Raw genomic sequence first — 16,574 nt, 5'->3', positions numbered from 1 at the left:
GTGCCGGCCTTGTGCTTGCGGCGTCCGCAGCGGCAGCACTCGGCCAGGAACCAGCGTTCGTACTGCTCGTCGGTGGCGTAGGTGCGGGTCAAGTGACGTCGGGCAGGATGCGGGCGGCGCGAGGTCGCAGCTTCGCGACGTTCGCGGGAGGGGTGGAAAGGTCACCGGTAGCGGTCTTGCGGATGCCGGCGTTCTCGGCGGTGGTGGCCACCAGGTCGGCCGGGGTGCAGGACAGGATGTCGCAGATCGCGGCCATGACCTGCAACGACAGCCGTTCCGGGGTGCCGGAGACGAGACGGTGGACCTGGGAGGCGGACAAGTCGATGCCCCGCTCGCGCAGCAGCGGCACCAGTTCGGTAGCCGTGAAGATCTGGTGCTGGGCCATGACCTCGCGCAGCCGCCAGGTGTAGCCGACCTTGCGTTTCATGCCTGCCTCCCGGTCTGGGTCTGGAGGGCCGCGGCGATGGTGGAGTCCAGGTGCCGCCGCAGAGTGCGGGTGCGGAAGTCCGAGGACACGCAGGTGTAGATGGAGGTGGTGCTGGCGTGCTCGTGGCCGACCTGTTCCTGGACGAAGCGTGGGTCCCAGCCGTCCTCGATCAGGTGGGTGACGTAGGACCGTCGGAAGGAGTGGAAGTCGAGTCCGTCGTGCAGGCCCAGGGCTTTGCGGTAGGCGATGAAGCGGGAGTTGATCCGCTGGCAGCCGATCCGCAGGCCCCGTTCGGAGGGCCAGGCCGCTGGGTTGTTGTCGGCGCCGAACAGCGGGCGGACCTCGGTGAACCACTCGTCCAGGACATCAGGGGTCCAGCCGGACACGGTCAGCACCCCACGGCGTTTGGGTGGCGAGCCCTTCTTGGCCTTGCCGAACCGGACCTGGCACCGGCCGTACTCGCCGAACTCGCCGCCGTGCGGGTTGCGGCCGAAGTCGGCGGCGTCAAGCATCCGCGTCTCGTTGCGCCGCAGCCCGTAGGCGTACGCGGTCTTGAACAGGGTCGCGTCGCGGAACGCGGGCAGCCAGCCCTTGCGGCCGAAGGCCCGGATCCGGGCGACCTCGTCGTCGCAGTGGGCGAAGAAGCGTGCAGTTCGGCCTTGGTGAACGCGCGCTTCTTCGGGTCAGACTCGTTGTCCTGAACGTGCACCGCGGTGTTCCACTCGTGCACTACCTGGACTGGGTGAGTCCCGAAGCGTTCCTCGCAGGTCGCGGTCCATTCATAGAGGGGGTCCGTCACGAAGTGGCAAAATGACCGGACCGCCTCGGAGTACGAACGGATCGTCGAGCGCTTCAGATCGCGCAGTGAGCGCAGGTCTCCGAGCCACTCGTCGACCATCGCCGGCGTCCAGTTCCACGGGTAGGTGTTCACGTACGCGGTGAACGCCTTGACCGTGTTCTCCCGGGCTTCCACGGTCGTGCGGGCCAGATTCCGCGCGAGCTGCTGATTGGCGAACCCGGCCAACACCGCCGTAAAGACCTGTTCCTCCGGCCGCAGCAGCGCGACCCCGTCCACCAGGAGCAGTCTCGCCGCCCCTGGTATCGAACCGTTGAATCCCACCGATCCACCACTCTCCGTGACTCGCATCAGATGCGAGAAAACCGCATCCTATGCGGACCGCCAGAGAACCCGCAGGTCAGCCCCCTAGGCGAGTGGCAACAAGACGCTGCCGACCGCTACCGTCACCGGTAACGCTGGCGCTCAATTCCGCCGGATCGCAGCGCAGCCGACGGCCCCCACGCAGGCCGATTCGCAGACCGTCGCGAATTCGCATCTGATGCAATTGGCGGCAGTTGGACTAGCGGTACAGCCGTTGGCGCTAAGCACATGATCGGGACTTGAGCAACTACCGAACGGTCTGTGGCGTCAGCGGGTCCGACGAGAGTGAAGTTGCCGCCATTCAGCGTTCCGATGCAGGTGGCTTCTGAGAAGCCGATGCGGTCTACGGCTTGGACAGATGGCGGTAGATCGTGGGGCGGGTGACGCCAAATTCGGCTGAGATCTGGGCGACGGTGTAGCGGCGTTTGCCGTCGTCGCCGAGTTCTTCGTACATCTGCCGGGCCAGGGTGACTTGGCGGGCGCCGAGCTTCGGTTTCTGGCCGCCGGTGCGTCCGCGGGCTCGCGCCGCGGCCAGGCCGTCGAGCGTGCGTTCGGACATGAGTGCGTGTTCGAACTCGGCGATTGAGCCGAGGATCTGGAAGAACATGCGACCGACGGCGGTGGAGGTGTCGATGCCCTGGTCGAGCACGATCAGGTCGACTCCGCGCGCCTGCAGGGTCTTGGATAGGTCGATGAGGTGTTCCAGCGACCGGCCGAGCCGGTCCAGTTTGGTGATGACCAGTTGGTCGCCGGCCCGGTTGGCCGACAGCAAGGCGCGGTCGAGTTCGGGCCTGCGGGCGAGCTTTCCGGAGGCCTTGTCGATGAACATCTCGTCGCAGCCGGCCGCGGCGAGCGCGTCGTGTTGGGCTTCGGGGTGCTGGTCACGGGTGGAGACCCGTCCGTAGCCGATTCGCACACCATGAACTGTATCGCGAACCCCCGAGGGTGTGACATTGCTGCGTTCACGGGTTCCGTTACACCGCTCCCAGGCTCAGCCAGGCCAGGCGACTGGAGTGTCTCGCGAACGATCGTTACCGATACATCCTCAGGTCAGTCAGTGCCCCTGCACCGCCGGGTCCTCGCCCTCGGCGTCGTCTTCGGGGTAGTCGTCGTACAGGCCGGGCATCCGGCGCGGATCGGTGCCCTCTTCCCACACGTCACGCTCCGGCCAGTCCGAGCGGTCCCCCGCAACCCTGATGGCCTGATCGGCAAGGTCGTCTTCGACCCGGACCATCTCGGCGCCGGGATCCCCCGTCGTAGACGAGGAAGTGGCCGCGGAAATCGCGGGCCAGGTGATGCCCTCCAGCGGCGGCTGGAACCCCGGATCCGGGATCGGGATGGCCAGCACGACCTGGGTCACCTGTTCGTCGACGAACTCGTCGTCCAGATCGACCCGGACAAGCAGCGGAACGTCGTACCGAACCCAGCGGGTTTGGCCACGGCAGGCAACCTACCGCCGAGACCACGGTCCGGCCCATCTTCCGGTTATGCGTTCCCGGTCCGGTCGCCTGTCGCGCCGCGGTGGCTCTGTCCGCAGTAGCTGCACCGGTGCGGCGGCTCGTGACCGGCCGGCTGGCGGTACACGTGTGCCTGACCCGCCGCCGCCCACGCGAACCGGCACGCCGTCCCGTTCCGTGCCCCCGTTGACCGGGAATCCCTTGGTGCCTTCGCCTCGTGAGACGGGGTCCGCGGGTATTCCATGACGCCCGTGCCTGCAGCAATGACCCGGCCGGCTGCCGGCTATGCCACTTCGATCATCGGCCGTCAGCGGCCTGAGCCGCGATGTGGAGCGCGTCGAACGCGGCGTCGAGTCGCCGCCGGCGGCGCCGGTCCGGCTCGTGATTGGCTTCGGCGGCCACGAACCCGAGCAGCTCGTCCAGGTCGTCGCCGGTGGCCGGCAAGGCGGCGCCGTCGGTGTGGGCGCGGATCCGGAACACCAGCCGCTCGCAGCCGGGATCGAGCAACCGCAGCTCGCGCAGTGCTGCGGCCACCTCCGCCGAGATGACGATCTCGTTCACGGGCTCGGCGAGGGTGAGTCGTCGCGGGCGAAGGCCGAAGGGTGAGCCGGCCCAGTTGCTGATGACGCCCTCGTCACCGCAGTGCCACCGGATCGGCGCTGGCGGGTCGGCCCGGACCACGATCGTCCGGCCCGGGCAGCGCCGGTTGCCCGACCGGCGGCGGCACGGCAGCGCGCTTTCCCAGGCGATGCCTGCGTCGCCTGCCGTTGCCGCTCGAACCAGGTTGTTCAGGTATTCGGCCAACCGGCGGGCGGGACCCGGCGCGTCGACCGGCAGGTCGAGATAGTGGTGCAGGTCGGTGACCATCATTTCCCCAGGACTGTACCGGCCACGATCTGCAGCCCCCGCGCGTCAGCGACCTCCGGGCGAGGTCCCCGGCTGCGGATGGATGATGGGCTCGTGGATCGTGCCGGAGTCCGGCTGCTCGAAGCCCAGCTGATCGCCGCCGAGCAGCAGCTGGAGCTGATGCTGAGCGACCCGGGTCTGCGCGCCATGATCGTGGTCGACGAGCCCGGCGCTGACCTGGACACCGCGGCGGCCGCCGCGATCGGCCACCTCGAGGCGGCGCGGGCGCTGCTGGCGCCGTTCTTCCGGCAGGACTACGCCGTCGGCGACGTCGTCGACGTGGTGGAGGTCAGCGAGACGACCGGCCATGGTCACTCTGCGTGTGGATTCGAGATGAATCTTCGTCATTTTCGCCAGATTCGATAACGGAGAGTGCTCAATATGTGGTCAAGCTCTATCCGGGTGGGGTCGCCGTCGCTACGGTCGGGACAGGTCGGCCGGCCGATCGCGTAGACCTCCCCCCTCCCACGCGGTACCTGGTCGTCGGCTCAAGGCCCGGGGCGTTCCCACCACCCGCTGACTTCGAGGTGGGACCGTCCCGGTGCCCAGCCCCCACGGCGCCGATGAGCGCACTTGGCTGGTTCGGCGACGGCGAAGGCGAGTCCTGGGTCCACTGGAGCGAGATCCCGCCCCACCGGCGGCCTGCTGGACAAGGGATCGCGGGAGCCGACCGCCCTGACGATGCACGGGAAGCTGGTGCCGATGAGTACGGGGTTCGCCATCTTGTACACGGTCGCCATCGGGCTCTGCTGCTACCTCGCGGCGACACAGGGGCGCGATCGATGAGCGGGGTGGCCATCGTCGAGTAGCGCCGGGTGCGGGTCTGACACCAGCCAGCGACGAGTGAGACAGCTCACCAGCTGGCGAGGTGAGCTGGACGAAACATTTGCCCCAGTGAAGCCGATATGACCAGCAGGGGGAGGAACTGGGGAGCAACATGAGGCACTGCCGCTACACCACGCGCCGGCCCGAGGGCGACGTCGTCGATCACGTCGCCCTCCGGCTGCGTGCCCTCTGGGCGGTCATCACCGCCGCCGTTCCCGCCGCGGTCGACGGCGACGCCGTGCTCGCCGACGACAGACTCCTCGACTGGGCCGCCACCGCCGGCTCACACCGCCGACGCCACTAGCCCGGCCCTGTCCAGTCGCCCGGCGTTGGCGACTGGACAGGGCCCGCCGCATCCCGTCGCGCGACCGATCAGGGGCCCTACACGTGCGTCGGGTACGGGGACCCATCCACCGCAACCGGTCAGGCGGTGTCGGCCTCGTCCGTGCCGGCCGCAAGCCCCGTGCGGGCTGGGAGGAGATGATCGCGTACCGGCCCAGGCAGTTCACGTGCTTGTCCTTCAGGGGTCGCCGTAGTAACCGCCGAAAATCGGGCGGATTTGGCTGACCAGCGATTCTCACTGGGGGCCCATCAGAGGGCCTGACTCGAGGTGGGACGTCCCGGCGCCCAGAGCCCACGGGCGTCGATGAGCGCACTTGGCTGGTTCGGCTGCGACGGCGAGACCTTGGGTCAACCGCAGTGAGATACCCGGCCCCCACCGGCGGCCTGCTGGACAAGGGATCGCGGGAGCCGCCCGCCTGACGACGGTGCCGGGGAGTTGATGCCGATGAGTACGGGGTTCGCCATCTTGTACACGGTCGCCATCGGGCTCTGCTGCTGGCGGCGACACAGCGACACGATCGATGAGCGCGGTGACCATCGCCGAGGAGCGCCGGGCGCGAGCCCGGCGCGCGCCTCGTCGGCGGCCAGGCTGATGTGGACATTGCCGGCGCACCCGAGGCCAGCAGGAACCCGGCACCTACCACATAGGGTCCTCGCCCACCCCATGCTGCTCGATCAACCCAGACCGCAGGAGCCCCACACCAGCACCTCCCAGTCGACCTGACGAGTTCAGCACGGCGGCGGGTTTGACTCCGTTGCCAGGTCAAGAGTCGATTGGTGCAGTGACACGTTCTGGGGAGTGGGTTTCACTGCTACCGCCCAGTCGTGTCATCGGCCGAGGAGGGGCCCGAAGATGGTCCGGCCTAGTTCGATCGCGCTGGCCTGGTCGTAGATCTGGCCGGTGAGCGTCGGGTCGGCTTGCAGGTGTGCCTGGGCGTGTTCGGCGCGGGCGAAGAAGTCGACGTACCGGCAGGCGGCCTCGGCGGCCGTGCCGCATCCGGCGGCGCCGGCGACGAGCACGACCGTGGTGGCGGGTTCCCAGGTCCAGGTGCCGTCGTGGAATTCGACGCCGATCGCCTCGCCGCTGTGCGGGTCGGTGCTGGTGATTGTTGCGTTGCGGCCCGTCATTGCGGGGATGCCGAGGGCGTCAGCGGCGCACATCGCCCAGACTGCGGGGCCGTCCTCGAGCTGGACGCGGTGCCGCGTCGGGGTGCCGGAGAACGGGTAGGCCACGGTGACGACAGCCTCTGCGGTGTGGACCAGGTCGGCGTGGTCGAGGTCGTGCAGGGCCTGGCCGGGGTCGATGCCGAGGAGGCTGGCCCGGTCGGTGACCCAGGCAACTGTGGGCGCCGCGCCGCTGTCGACGAATGCGGCCAGGATGGCCCGGTGCAGCTCCCGCAGCGGGGGTGGGAGCGTGGCCTGCGCCTCGCTCATGAGAACGACGCCGAGCTGGTCGGCGAGGCTTTTGATGGCGTTGACAGCGCTGCCGCTGTCAGCGGTGCTGGTCACGATCGCTACCTCCATCGCGGTTCCTCGTGGTCGGCAGGCCCGGTTCGCGACCTGCCGATTTCGCTTCAGCTGCGACGTTAGGAGCTCACCCCGGGGTGAGGGTCAAGCCCCGCCGCGCAGCGCGGATCACCGGCCCAGCAGACGTCGCCCCTGGCCAGGTCGGTGCGGTGTTCGGCTTCGAATGCGTCGATGCGGCGCAGGATCTGCTGCTGGGCGGCGATGCGCTGCTCGAGGCGCCGGCGGGAGCGGCGCAGCAGTTCGGCCAGGCGAGTCCCGCTGGACCGGTCGGTGCGGTCGGGCCATCCGGTGGTCAGTTCGCGGATCTCGGCGATCGTCATGCCGAGGCCACGCATCTGGCCGATGAAGTGCACGCACCACACAGGGCGTCAGCGTCGAAGAGGCGGTAGTTGGCGGGGCTGCGGCCGATGGTGTAGATCAGCCCGAGGTCGGTGTATTCGCGCAGCGTTTTGACGGGTACGGCGGTGCGGCGGGACAGCTCCCCGACCGTCATCGGCCGGGCCGGCGGCGAGCTTTGGCCCGTGGTCATGGCGATCTCTTGGTCAGCCGGCGCAGCAGGAGAGCTTGGCGACGTCGGCGGTGTAGGTCTGGGCGGCGAGCTTGAGGGCTTCGGCCATGGTGAGGTAGGGGGCCCAGGTGTGGGCGAGCTGGTCGACGGTCATCTGGGCCTTGAGGGCGTAGGTGGCGGCGGTGATGATGTCGCCCGCGCCGTCGGCGATGACGTGGACGCCGAGCAGGCGGCCGGTGCCGGCCTCGGCGACGATCTTGACCAGGCCGCGGGTGTCGCGGTTGGCCAGTGCCCGGGGCACATACTGCAGTGGCAGGGTGCGGCAGTCGCAGCGGATTCCGGCGTCGACGACCTGGGCGTCGGTCATGCCGACGGCGGCGATGGCCGGGCTGGTGAAGGTGACCCGGGGCACGGTGGCGTAGTCCAGGGTCCGCTCGGCGGCACCGAGGGCGTTGTCGGCGGCCAGGGTGCCCTGGGCGGCCGCGACGTACACGAACTGGGGTCCTCCGGCGACGTCGCCCGCGGCCCAGATCCGATCGTTGGTGGTGCGCTGGAACTCGTCGACGACCACTTCGCCACGCGAACCGGTCTTCACGCCCACCGCGTCGAGGTTCAGCCCGGCGGTGACCGGGCGGCGGCCGGTCGCGATCAGCAGCTGCTCGGCCCGTAGCTCGACGGCTGCACTGCCTTCGCCGGCGGTCAGGGTGTAGCCGTGCGCGTCACGCTGGACGGCGGCGAGCGTGACGCCCGTATGCACGGTGATGCCCTCGTCGGCGAAGACCTCCTCGATCACCTGAGAGACTTCGGGTTCCTCGAACGGGGCGAGCCGGTCCAGCGCCTCGACGACGGTGACCTGGGTGCCGAGCCGGGCGAAGATCTGGGCCTGCTCCAGGCCGACCGCATTCCCGCCGACCACCACCATCGACCCCGGCAGAGCGTCGAGCTCCATCGCGGTGGTGGACGTCAGGTAGCCGGCCTCCTCCAGGCCCGGTACCGGCGGAGCCCAGGGGGCTGAGCCGGTCGCGATCAGGTAGTGGGCCGCCTCGATCCGGCGGGTGCCGCCCTCGTTCAGTGCCACCTCCAGGACCGGTGCCTCGGTGGTCCCGGCGAAGCCGGCGGTGCCGTGCAGGATCTCCCAGCCGTAATCGCCGGCGAGGTCGGTGTACTTCTCCGTGCGCAGCTGCTCGACCAGGGCATCCTTGCCGCCGATCAGCGCCGCGAACCCGACCGGCACCTCGGCCGGGATCAGGCCGGGGAAGCGCCCGGCCGCGTGGGCGCCGTGGCGGGCCTCGGCGGCCGCGAGCAGCGCCTTGGACGGCACACAGCCGACGTTCACACAGGTGCCGCCGGTCGTGCCGCGCTCGACCATCAGCACCCGGCCGCCCTGGTTGGTGGCGGCGATGGCGGCGGCGAACGCCGCCGAGCCGGAGCCGATGACCGCCAGGTCGAAGCCGGAATCCGTCATGGTCACGATGCTGCCTCCTCGTTCGCAGCCCGGGACTCCGGGCTCGTTGCTATGCGGGTTGCCGAATTGCTCACCGCCACCATACTATGCGGCTAGGCGAATTGTTGTTTCAGTTGTATGGAGGAGGCCACCCGTATGTCCCAGTCCCTGACCGCCCCTGCCCCGACCGCGCCGACCGCGGATGAGGTGCCGTGCACCCATCTGGACACGGTGGCGAAGTTCTTCCGTGCCCTGTCCGACCCGACCCGGCTGAAGCTGCTGGAGTTCATCCTGCGTGGCGACCGCACGTCGGCCGAGTGTGTCGAGCACGCGGGAATCTCCCAGCCGCGCGTGTCGGTTCACTTGTCCTGTCTTGTGGACTGCGGCTACGTCACCGCCCGGCGCGACGGCCGCAAGCTGCGCTACTCCGTCGGAGACCCGCGGGTGGTGGACCTGGTGGTGCTGGCCCGGTCGCTGGCCGCGGACAACGCCAGCGCGCTGACCTGCTGCACCCGCATCCCCGGCATCTGACCCACGAGAAGGAGCGTTCCGTCATGACCACTCACAGGCCGCCGCGCGGTGACCAGGAGTCCTCCGGCTCGGCGGCTGCCGGGATCGGCGCCGCCGTGCTGATGATCGTCTGCTGCGCCGGGCCCGTCCTGATCGCCGCGGGCGCGCTCGCCGGGGTCGGCGGCCTCCTGGGCAACCCGTGGGTGATCGCCGCCGCGGGTTTCCTCGTGGTGGCCGCCGTCACCGCCGTCGTCCGGCGCCGCCGCGCAGGACGCGACGAGTGCTGTCCGCCCACCGAGGCGGACAAGAACCGCACCGGCCGGGAACGCCGGCACAACTCGACCGACCAGGAAGGCCCCCGCTTCCGATGACGACACTCCTGTCCCGCCGCCGCGCTGTTCTCGCCCTCGCCGTGACCGCCCTGGTCGTGGCGGGCGCCGCCGCCTGCGGCACCCAGGACCCCGCGACCTCGCAGAGCAGCCCCGCCGGGGCGGCCGCCGGCTCCGGGGCGCAGCAGAGCACCGAGGTGACCACGATCGGCGGCGAGAAGATGAAGGTGCCGGGCGACAAGCCGACCGCGCTGTTCTTCTTCTCCGTCGGCTGCGGCGCATGTGTGGGCGGGGCCAAGTCGCTGGCCGAGGCCGGCCGGGGACTGAGCGGTAAGGCCAATGTCCTCGTGGTGGACATGGACCCGAGTGAATCGCCCGAGACCATCCGGGGGTTCCTGGACTACATCAAGGCTCCCGATCTGCCCGCGGCCATCGACACCGGGGCCGTGCTGTCCCAGCGGTACAAGGTCGCGGCGCTGTCCACGCTGATCGTCGTCGACCCGGCCGGCCAGGTCACCTACCGGGCCACCGACCCCGGCCCGGACAAGATCCGGACGGCCCTGGAGACGGCGGGCGCCCGGTGACCGGCCTGCTCGCCCTCGCCTTCGCCGCCGGGATGATCGCCCCGGTCAACCCCTGCGGGTTCGCGCTGCTGCCGGCCTGGATCAGCTACGCGCTCGGCGACACCGACACCTCGCCCCTGCCGGTCCGCCTCGGCCGCGCCCTGCGCTCCGGTGCCGCGCTGACGATCGGCTTCGCCGGCACCCTCGCGGCCGCCGGGCTGGTCGTCAGCGCCGGCGCCCGCACCCTCATCTCCGCCGCCCCGTGGCTCGGGCTGGCCACCGGGATCGTGCTGCTGCTGCTCGGCCTGGCGATGCTCGCCGGCCGCACCCTGACCCTTCGGCTGCCCGGTGTCCCCAGCCGGGCAGCCGAAGGTCCACCGACCGCCCGCCGCATGCTGGTCTTCGGCATCGGCTACGCGGCCGCGTCCCTGTCGTGCACCTTCGGTGTCCTGCTCGCCGTCATCGCCCAGGCCCAGGCCACCGCCAGCTACGCCGGGCTGCTCGCCGTGTTCGCCGCGTACGCCGCCGGATCCGCCGCCGTCCTGCTGCTCGTCGCGGTCACCACCGCGGCGGCCGGGACCGCCCTGACCCGGCGCATCACGGCCCTGGCCCGCTACGGCCCCCGCGTCACCGCCACCATCCTGGTCGCCACCGGCATCTACCTGGCCTGGTACTGGTACCCCGCCGCCACCAACGGCGCCACCACTGCCAGCCGCTCGGGCGGCCTGGCCCGCTTCTCCGCCACCATCTCCACCTGGGTCCAGGCCCACACCACCCTCATCGCCTGGCTCGCGGCCGCCGCCGTCCTCCTCGTCGCCACACTGGCCCTCCACTACCACCTCCGCAACAGCGGCAGACGTGCCGCCGCGGCCGGCGACGGCGACACCCCGGGGCGCGATCCGGACTGCCGCGCCCCCGAGACAGCGCCCCAGCCGGTCCCCGCCGCGCTCGACCAGGACCGCCCTGGCAGTCACTGCTGCTGAGCCGCCGCCCGCGGAACCCCTCCCGCGGGCGGCACCCAGCCGCGCAACCCTGCTCGCGCGGCACCCGACTCCCCTACATGTCCGGAGGATCTGCCATGCCAACTGCCTCTGCAACCGTCACGGTCCAGCCGTCCGCTCCAATCGCGACCGGGACCGAGACCACGCTGACCCTGCTGGTCCTGGCCACGGGCGGGATCTCCCCGCTGCTGGTCGTGGCCGCCACCGCCAACAGTTCGTTCTCCCTGCAGGTGCTGTTCTGGGCCCTCGGTCTGCCCGGCATGGCCATCGTGGCCGCCGTCTACCTGTATGCCCGCGCCGCCGGCCTGGAACGGTTGCAGAACCGCATCGCAGTCGGCGTCACCGGCGGCATCACCCTCACCCTCGCCCTGGACCTGGTCCGGGGCGCCGGCGTGCACCTGGGCTACCTGCCGGACTCCATCACCATGTTCGGCAACCTGATCACCGGCGCCCAGCCCATGGCCGGTCCCACCCCGGCCAGCTACACCCTCGGCGCGGTCTACCACCTGTTCAACGGCATCTCCTTCGCCCTGGTCTACTCCATCCTCTTCGGCCGCACCCGCTGGTGGGGGCCGGTGCTGTACGCGGTGCTGTTCGTCGAGACCGCCATGATGACCCTGCCCCCGATGGAACCGCAGTTCGGCCCCTTCGGCCTGGACAAGTACGGCACCATCTTCAACGGCTACTACCTGATCACCCTGCTCGCCCACCTCGCGATGGGCCTAGCCCTCGCGGCCGACATCGGCTGTATGGCCCGCCACCGCGGCCTGCTGCCCGCGCTGCTCACCCGCCGCCCGACCACCCAGCCAGCCCCATGACACCCGCCCCGATGCCCCGCGCCCGGCGCATCCTCGGCCGGCTGCTGGCGGCCGTCCTCGCCGGGCTCGGCGGCCTGGCCGGCCCTGCTCGGCACCGGGCTGACCATGATCGGCATGTGCTGCGCCGCCCCGGCACTGACCGCCGCCACCGACGGAGCCGCCGTCGACGGCCCAGCGGTGTGGCCGTTCTTCACCGCGACGGCGGTGCTGTTCACCACCGCGTGGCTCCTCTACCAGCGCACCGCCCGACGCTGTCCGGCATCACCTGAACGGCCCCGACAGCCCACGCCCGGCGGCGGACGCGGCACGCACTGGCGGCAGCAGGTGGATTCGGGAAACCGAAGAGCACGATGAGGAGCCAGTTGATGGTGGAGCAGGGTCGATCCGAGCCTGGACTTGACTCTGGAGCCAGGGCCAGGGTTGACGATGAGGGCATGCGAACCAGCGAGCTGGCCGGCAAGACCGGGGTGAACACCGAGACATTGCGCTACTACGAGCGCCGCGGGCTGTTGACCAGACCGCCGCGGACACCGGGCGGTTACCGCGACTACCCGGCCGGCGCGGTGGAGCTGTTGCGGTTCATCAAACGCGCCCGGGAGCTCGGCTTCACCCTGGCCGAGGTGGAAGAGCTGCTGCACCTCAACAGCGGTGGCCCGGACAACAGCGACCAGGCCCGCGCGCTGGCCGAACACCGCCGCGCCGACCTGGAACACCGGATCCGCGACCTGCAACTCATACACGACTGGCTCACCGACCTGGCCGCAACCGACCGCCTGCCCCACACCGACCGCAGCCACACCCTGCTCACAGCGACCGACCACCCGGAGACGACCCGATGAAGCTCGAACCCCTGCACGTCCCGGACCGCCCGAACCTGGCCGCCGCGCAGGCCTGGACCAACACACCCGCACCTCCCCATCCGCACCGGCTGCTCGCGCAACACCTCCCCGCCGCCTGACAGCCGCCCGCCACAACCAGGAACCCAGCACATCCAGGAAGGTCGAACGAACAATGGTGGAGCGATACGACACGTTGGTACTCGGTGGCGGCATGTCCGGGCTGCCGCTCGCGCTACGCGCCGGACGGCACGGCCGGGTCGCGTTCGTCGAGAAAGAGAAACTCGGCGGCACCTGCCTGAACCGGGGCTGCATCCCCACCAAGACTATGATCGCGTCCGCAGAACTCGCCAGCCGGATCCGCCAGGCCGGCGAGTTCGGTGTCCGGGTCGGTGACCCCGAGGTCGACCTGGCCGCGGTCGTCGACCGCAAGGACAAGATCGTCAACACGATCCGCACAGGCTCCTACCGAACGGTCGACCGCGCTGCGACTGTCGACCTCTACCCAGCGGAAGGTCGCTTCACCGGATCCCATCGGCTCCGGATCGACGGCACCGACCTCGAGGCCGACCGGATCTTCCTCGCCACCGGGCTACGGACCGCCATCCCCGCGATCGACGGCCTCGACACCGTCCCCTACCTGACCTCGCGCACACTGCTGGACCAGCGCGACCTGCCCGACCACCTCATCGTCATCGGCGGCGGGTACATCGGCTGCGAGTTCGCCCAGATGTTCCGCCGCTTCGGGTCCCGCGTCACCGTTGTGCAGCGCGCGCAGCGGCTGCTGCCCGCCGAGGACCCCGACATCTCCGCGGCCGTCGCGGACGGCTTCGCCGGCGACGGGATCGATGTCCTGACCGGCACCGCCTGCGTCGCGGTCGAAGGCACGGCCGGCGACGTCCGCGTCCACTGCGACGACGGCACGAAACTCACCGGCAGCCACCTGCTGATCGCCACCGGCCGCACCCCCAACACCGACAACCTCGGCCTGGAACACCTCGGCCTCGAACCCGGCCAACACGGCTTCCTCACCGTCGACGACACCCTCCACACCGGAGCCGAGGACGTGTGGGCGATCGGCGACATTCGCGGCGGCCCGATGTTCACCCACACCGCCCGCCACGACGCCGACGTCGCCTACCGCACCGTGTACCGCGGCCAGGCCCGCAGCACCACCGGCCGGGTCGTCCCGCACGGCGTGTTCCTCGACCCCGAAGTCGGCGCCGTCGGCCTCACCGAACCCCAGGCCCGCGCCGCCGGCCACAACGTGATCATCGGCCGGCAAGACTTCACCGGCGTCGTCCGCGCCCGCGCCATCGGCAACACCCGCGGCCTGGTCAAGTTCGTCGTCGACGCCGCCACCGACAAGATCCTCGGCTGCCACATCGCCGGACCCCACGCCGCCGAACTCGTCCACGAAGCCGTCATCGCCATGCACACCGGCGCCCGCTACACCGACATCGCCGACGCCATCCACATCCACCCCACCCTCGCCGAAGGCGTCAACACCGCCGCCGGCGGCGTCCACCGCGAGGTCGGCACCTAACCAGCCCAACGACTCGTGACGCTCGTACGAGCCCCAGTTCGGACTGCCCGACCTGATCCTGCACCTCGGCTTGCCGCCGGGCGCCCCGTCACCGTCGAGGAGGCCGCCGCCGCGGGCGGCTGGTCTGTCGACCAGCCGTGCCGAACTGGCCCGGCACCCCGGCGTCGACTGGGACGACGACGGCCGCGAAACGGCTGATCAAGGCGGCGGCCCACAAGCTGATCGGCGCCCTGGTGGCCTCCTGACGCCGTCAATCCTCCGCGCCGTCCTCGTCGTCGAGCTCGGCCGCGTCCGGGTCCCGCAGCGGGCGCAGGGTGCCGCCCGCCGGCTGGGTGGCGGTGAAGCTGTAGCGGCCCAGGACGTTGAGGTTTTTGTGCTTGAGCGGGGAAAGCCGGGCCACGTCCTCGTCGCGGATCTCGTGGCCCTCCGCGCGGAGCTGGGCGACGGCGGCGTCGATGTACCGGGTCGTCCAGAGCACCACGGCGTTCAGGACCAGGCCGAGCCGAGCTGGTCTTCCATCCCGTCCCGATACGCCTGGTGGATGGTGCCCTTCTTGCCATGGCAGATGTCGCGGGCGAGCTTGTGGCGCGACTCCTGAACGGTGAGCTGCTTGTGCAGCTGGCGCCGGTAGGTGTCGTCGACCGGGTCGACGACGGCGAGCAGGTGCAGCGTTTTGGCGATCCGCCCGTACTCGGCGAACGCCTGACCCAGCGGGGTGGGGCGGCCCTCGCGGCCGAACATCCGCAGCAGGTCGTAGGCGCGCGCCTGGTTGGTGACCAGGGAGCCGGCCAGGTGCAGCATGTCCGGCCAGGCCGTGAGGACCTTCTTCACGTTGACCCTGTTGCGGGCCAGCGCCTCCAGCGGCCCGTACCCGCCCTGCGCCTCGGCGCCGGGCATCTGGGCCTTCCAGAACCGCTGGTCTTCGAGGTCCTTGAAGCGCGGGGAGAAGCGGTAGCCGAGCATCTTGAAGATGCCGAAGACCATGTCGGAATTTATGTGGACAGTTCAAGTTGATCATCCTCCGGTGTGTCGTTCGGGTCGTCGAAGGGCTCGTTGAGGTCGGCCAGCAGCTTTTCGATGCGCTGGCTGGTGCAGCGGTGTCGTTCGACCTCGCGGTCCCAGCCGCGATCGGCAGCGTCCAGGGCGAGCGTCTGCTCGACCTGACGACGTGCCCGTAGCCGTGGCGCGTACTCAGGTGTGGTGACGAACTTGGCACAGGTCAGGTAGAGGTCGCACTCGCACGGCCCCTCGGCGGGCAGTCGCAGGCATCGGCCGAGTTCGAGTTCGGTCTTGAAGAAGTTCATCTTGAGCCAATCGACCGATGCGTCCGGCAGCGCGCCGTTGCGTAGTTCGTCGGCGGCCGGGCCGGCGATCGTTGCTCCGGGCCCGAGGACGGCGCGGTAGTCGCGCAGTACTTCCTGGTCGCTGACCTGCGCGTAGACGAGTGCCATGCTCACGGAAGTGTGCCCGAGCACCTTCATGATGGTGTGCAGCTTCGCGCCGCGTTCGGCGAGCTGGGTGCCGACGGTGTGGCGGAATCGGTGGGCCGAGACGGTGCCGCGGCCAGTGCCGTCTCGGCCGCCCGGGCGGACCAGACCGACGGCCTTGCACGCGTCCTGGATCGAGGTCTCGAACAGGTAGTAGGTCGACAGCAGCTTGCCGTGGCTCATGAACAGGTAGCGGATCTCCTCACCGGTGCGCTCGTCGGTAAAGGGTCTCTCGGGAGCGTTCTTGCGCAAGTCAATGACCTTCTGCAGGGCCTGTGCGGCGTCCTCGTGCAGTGGGACGACCCGCTCTTTGTAGGTCTTGCGACCGGACAATCGCAGCCGTGAAGTCCCGTCGGGGTAGCGGTCCAGGCAGTCGATGGGGAGGCGCTGGATCTCGGAGCGGCGGGCCCCGGACCAGCGAGCCACCAGCAGTGCGGCACGTTGAAACGGGCAGGCGATGGCCTCGATAGCCGGCATCAACTTGTCGAGCTCGTGGTCGGGGATGAACCGGGGCACCTTCTGGGGGAACTTGGGTGCGTCGCCCGCGCCGATGAGGGTGTAGCCGGGCATATCGGCGTACTGCCAGATCGCGGTGTCCCGGAAGAACTGGGAGAGGCCGGAGATCCGCTGGATCCGCGACATCACGCCGAGCGGTTTGCCGGTCCTCTCGGTCGGCGCTTCGGCGATGTGGGCGATCCAGCCGAGGCAGTGATCCCGTGTGACGTCGGCGAAGGTGGTGATCTCGGGGTGGTTCTCGCCGAGCCAGTTGCCGAACACGCGCACCGCGAGTTCCAGCTTGTCCACTGTCGACGGGGCGTCGGTCAGTTTGCGGGCCGCCAGCCACTTCTGGGCGACAGCCAGCATCCGCGGCGGCAGTACCATCGGCGGC

General features: G+C 70.1%; 20 protein-coding genes and 1 pseudogene. 10 read left to right on the top strand and 11 right to left on the bottom strand.

The features are described from left to right. Window positions 1-88 precede the first annotated feature (88 nt). The 5 genes from JOF29_RS00225 to JOF29_RS00205 form a co-directional block, all read right to left on the bottom strand. Window positions 89-427 (bottom strand): helix-turn-helix domain-containing protein, encoded by a 339-nt coding sequence (locus JOF29_RS00225; protein WP_209692209.1) that lies wholly within the window; start codon window positions 425-427, stop codon window positions 89-91. Beyond that, window positions 424-939 carry a tyrosine-type recombinase/integrase gene (locus JOF29_RS00220; RefSeq protein ID WP_372446218.1) on the bottom strand — a complete coding sequence of 172 codons (516 nt, stop codon included), beginning with the start codon at window positions 937-939 and terminating at the stop codon, window positions 424-426. Before JOF29_RS00220 ends, JOF29_RS00225 begins: the two co-directional genes overlap by 4 nt. A gap of 990 nt (window positions 940-1,929) precedes the next feature. Next, window positions 1,930-2,502: a recombinase family protein gene (locus JOF29_RS42560; protein WP_209692208.1), complete on the bottom strand. Its 573-nt coding sequence runs from the start codon at window positions 2,500-2,502 to the stop codon at window positions 1,930-1,932. Between the two features lie 138 nt (window positions 2,503-2,640). Further along, entirely contained in the window at window positions 2,641-2,946 is a 306-nt protein-coding gene (locus tag JOF29_RS00210) for a hypothetical protein (protein WP_209692207.1), read from the bottom strand. Window positions 2,947-3,340: 394 nt separating this feature from the next. Next, on the bottom strand, window positions 3,341-3,913 hold the full coding sequence (locus JOF29_RS00205; RefSeq protein ID WP_209692206.1) for a hypothetical protein: 573 nt from the start codon (window positions 3,911-3,913) through the stop codon (window positions 3,341-3,343). Window positions 3,914-4,003: 90 nt separating this feature from the next. Between JOF29_RS00205 and JOF29_RS00200 the strand changes: the two genes are divergently transcribed. After that, window positions 4,004-4,315, top strand: coding sequence for a hypothetical protein (locus tag JOF29_RS00200; RefSeq protein WP_209692205.1), 312 nt, complete (start codon window positions 4,004-4,006; stop codon window positions 4,313-4,315). Between the two features lie 571 nt (window positions 4,316-4,886). Continuing rightward, window positions 4,887-5,078 carry a hypothetical protein gene (locus JOF29_RS00195; protein ID WP_209692204.1) on the top strand — a complete coding sequence of 64 codons (192 nt, stop codon included), beginning with the start codon at window positions 4,887-4,889 and terminating at the stop codon, window positions 5,076-5,078. Window positions 5,079-5,944: 866 nt separating this feature from the next. Here the strand turns inward: JOF29_RS00195 and JOF29_RS00190 are convergent. The 4 genes from JOF29_RS00190 to merA all read right to left on the bottom strand — a co-directional run bounded on the left by JOF29_RS00190 (window position 5,945) and on the right by merA (window position 8,616). After that, entirely contained in the window at window positions 5,945-6,640 is a 696-nt protein-coding gene (locus JOF29_RS00190; protein WP_209692203.1) for an alkylmercury lyase family protein, read from the bottom strand. Window positions 6,641-6,702: 62 nt separating this feature from the next. Further along, entirely contained in the window at window positions 6,703-6,996 is a 294-nt protein-coding gene (locus tag JOF29_RS42555) for a MerR family DNA-binding protein (protein WP_307863076.1), read from the bottom strand. Next, a complete protein-coding gene (locus JOF29_RS42550; RefSeq protein WP_245357381.1) occupies window positions 6,960-7,172 on the bottom strand; it encodes a MerR family DNA-binding transcriptional regulator in 213 nt (70 codons plus the stop codon). Before JOF29_RS42550 ends, JOF29_RS42555 begins: the two co-directional genes overlap by 37 nt. A gap of 13 nt (window positions 7,173-7,185) precedes the next feature. After that, the gene (gene merA / locus JOF29_RS00180; RefSeq protein WP_209695894.1) at window positions 7,186-8,616 is read right to left on the bottom strand and encodes a mercury(II) reductase; all 1,431 of its coding nucleotides are present in this window, start codon (window positions 8,614-8,616) and stop codon (window positions 7,186-7,188) included. 135 nt (window positions 8,617-8,751) lie between these two features. Between merA and JOF29_RS00175 the strand changes: the two genes are divergently transcribed. The 8 genes from JOF29_RS00175 (at window position 8,752) to JOF29_RS00145 (ending at window position 14,198) form a co-directional block, all read left to right on the top strand. Then, complete coding sequence (locus JOF29_RS00175) at window positions 8,752-9,126, top strand: ArsR/SmtB family transcription factor (RefSeq protein ID WP_209692202.1); 375 nt, start codon at window positions 8,752-8,754, stop codon at window positions 9,124-9,126. Window positions 9,127-9,149: 23 nt separating this feature from the next. Further along, entirely contained in the window at window positions 9,150-9,476 is a 327-nt protein-coding gene (gene merT, locus JOF29_RS00170; protein WP_209692201.1) for a mercuric ion transporter MerT, read from the top strand. Beyond that, window positions 9,473-10,018: a TlpA family protein disulfide reductase gene (locus JOF29_RS00165; protein WP_209692200.1), complete on the top strand. Its 546-nt coding sequence runs from the start codon at window positions 9,473-9,475 to the stop codon at window positions 10,016-10,018. The genes merT and JOF29_RS00165 overlap by 4 nt, the downstream gene beginning before the upstream one ends. Beyond that, window positions 10,015-10,980, top strand: coding sequence for a cytochrome c biogenesis CcdA family protein (locus tag JOF29_RS00160; protein WP_209692199.1), 966 nt, complete (start codon window positions 10,015-10,017; stop codon window positions 10,978-10,980). The genes JOF29_RS00165 and JOF29_RS00160 overlap by 4 nt, the downstream gene beginning before the upstream one ends. A 95-nt stretch (window positions 10,981-11,075) precedes the next feature. After that, window positions 11,076-11,816 (top strand): hypothetical protein, encoded by a 741-nt coding sequence (locus tag JOF29_RS00155; RefSeq protein ID WP_209692198.1) that lies wholly within the window; start codon window positions 11,076-11,078, stop codon window positions 11,814-11,816. Window positions 11,817-12,250: 434 nt separating this feature from the next. Further along, a complete protein-coding gene (locus JOF29_RS00150; protein WP_209692197.1) occupies window positions 12,251-12,655 on the top strand; it encodes a MerR family transcriptional regulator in 405 nt (134 codons plus the stop codon). Continuing rightward, a complete protein-coding gene (locus tag JOF29_RS44275; RefSeq protein ID WP_281067203.1) occupies window positions 12,652-12,774 on the top strand; it encodes a hypothetical protein in 123 nt (40 codons plus the stop codon). The genes JOF29_RS00150 and JOF29_RS44275 overlap by 4 nt, the downstream gene beginning before the upstream one ends. 53 nt (window positions 12,775-12,827) lie before the next feature. Beyond that, window positions 12,828-14,198, top strand: a complete 1,371-nt coding sequence (locus JOF29_RS00145; RefSeq protein ID WP_209692196.1) for a dihydrolipoyl dehydrogenase family protein — start codon at window positions 12,828-12,830, stop codon at window positions 14,196-14,198. Between the two features lie 250 nt (window positions 14,199-14,448). On the opposite strand, the pseudogene JOF29_RS00135 reads toward JOF29_RS00145, so the two are convergent. Beyond that, window positions 14,449-15,188 (bottom strand): annotated as a pseudogene (locus JOF29_RS00135) (Tn3 family transposase); the annotation flags it as partial. Between the two features lie 2 nt (window positions 15,189-15,190). Beyond that, the gene (locus JOF29_RS00130; RefSeq protein ID WP_209692193.1) at window positions 15,191-16,489 is read right to left on the bottom strand and encodes a tyrosine-type recombinase/integrase; all 1,299 of its coding nucleotides are present in this window, start codon (window positions 16,487-16,489) and stop codon (window positions 15,191-15,193) included. Between the last annotated feature and the right edge of the window lie 85 nt (window positions 16,490-16,574).

This window comes from Kribbella aluminosa, assembly GCF_017876295.1.
Classification (GTDB): Bacteria; Actinomycetota; Actinomycetes; order Propionibacteriales; family Kribbellaceae; genus Kribbella; species Kribbella aluminosa.
This window is presented reverse-complemented; position numbering and strand designations above follow the sequence as displayed.

Bases quoted from the DNA above. Each gene is read 5' to 3' on its own strand.
- JOF29_RS42550 (WP_245357381.1), bottom strand. From the start codon at position 7,172: ATGACCACGGGCCAAAGCTCGCCGCCGGCCCGGCCGATGACGGTCGGG.
- JOF29_RS00165 (WP_209692200.1), top strand. From the start codon at position 9,473: ATGACGACACTCCTGTCCCGCCGCCGCGCTGTTCTCGCCCTCGCCGTG.
- JOF29_RS00155 (WP_209692198.1), top strand. From the start codon at position 11,076: ATGCCAACTGCCTCTGCAACCGTCACGGTCCAGCCGTCCGCTCCAATC.
- JOF29_RS00145 (WP_209692196.1), top strand. From the start codon at position 12,828: ATGGTGGAGCGATACGACACGTTGGTACTCGGTGGCGGCATGTCCGGG.
- JOF29_RS00195 (WP_209692204.1), top strand. From the start codon at position 4,887: ATGAGGCACTGCCGCTACACCACGCGCCGGCCCGAGGGCGACGTCGTC.
- JOF29_RS00150 (WP_209692197.1), top strand. From the start codon at position 12,251: ATGCGAACCAGCGAGCTGGCCGGCAAGACCGGGGTGAACACCGAGACA.
- JOF29_RS44275 (WP_281067203.1), top strand. From the start codon at position 12,652: ATGAAGCTCGAACCCCTGCACGTCCCGGACCGCCCGAACCTGGCCGCC.
- JOF29_RS00205 (WP_209692206.1), bottom strand. From the start codon at position 3,913: ATGATGGTCACCGACCTGCACCACTATCTCGACCTGCCGGTCGACGCG.
- JOF29_RS00225 (WP_209692209.1), bottom strand. From the start codon at position 427: ATGAAACGCAAGGTCGGCTACACCTGGCGGCTGCGCGAGGTCATGGCC.
- JOF29_RS00220 (WP_372446218.1), bottom strand. From the start codon at position 939: ATGCTTGACGCCGCCGACTTCGGCCGCAACCCGCACGGCGGCGAGTTC.
- JOF29_RS00175 (WP_209692202.1), top strand. From the start codon at position 8,752: ATGTCCCAGTCCCTGACCGCCCCTGCCCCGACCGCGCCGACCGCGGAT.
- merA (WP_209695894.1), bottom strand. From the start codon at position 8,616: ATGACGGATTCCGGCTTCGACCTGGCGGTCATCGGCTCCGGCTCGGCG.
- merT (WP_209692201.1), top strand. From the start codon at position 9,150: ATGACCACTCACAGGCCGCCGCGCGGTGACCAGGAGTCCTCCGGCTCG.
- JOF29_RS00190 (WP_209692203.1), bottom strand. From the start codon at position 6,640: ATGGAGGTAGCGATCGTGACCAGCACCGCTGACAGCGGCAGCGCTGTC.